A 534-nucleotide genomic window follows, 5' to 3' on the forward strand; every position below is an offset into this window, starting at 1 on the left:
ATCTGACATTTGCATCCAACTTCGTTACTTACGGCCCGTAAACGGGCTGCCCGGATAGGGAATCGATAACTGCTCTCCCATTTTATCCTCTTCAAGCTGGTGCTTTATGTAATCCTGTATCTTCGCCGTGTTCTTACCCACCGTATCGACGTAGTACCCTCTGCACCAGAACTCCCTGTTCCTGTATTTGAATTTCAAATCACCAAACTGCTCGTAAAGCATCAGACTGCTTTTCCCTTTCAGATATCCCATAAAGCCGGATACGCTCATTTTGGGCGGGATCTCCACAAGCATATGGATATGATCTGCACAGCATTCAGCTTCCAGAATCCGTACACTTTTCCACTCACACAGCTTTCTCAAAATACTGCCTATTGCTCTACGCTTCTCTCTGTAGAACACCTGTCTTCGGTATTTTGGCGCAAAAACTATGTGATATTTACAGTTCCATCGGGTGTGCGCTAAGCTCTTTTCGTTCCCCATTGGGACCCCCTTTTGATTTCTTGTTTGACACTTGCAGTTGCCAGACCGCAA

1 protein-coding gene is annotated in these 534 nt (G+C 46.1%); it reads right to left on the reverse strand.

Translation table 11 applies throughout. The features are described 5' to 3' along the window. Positions 1–24: 24 nt before the first annotated feature. Positions 25–483 (reverse strand): IS200/IS605-like element IS200C family transposase, encoded by a 459-nt coding sequence (gene tnpA, locus ACJHYD_RS24530; protein ID WP_000526135.1) that lies wholly within the window; start codon positions 481–483, stop codon positions 25–27. Between the last annotated feature and the right edge of the window lie 51 nt (positions 484–534).

This window comes from Escherichia sp. WS1368, assembly GCF_046487485.1.
Lineage (GTDB): Bacteria > Pseudomonadota > Gammaproteobacteria > Enterobacterales > Enterobacteriaceae > Escherichia > Escherichia coli.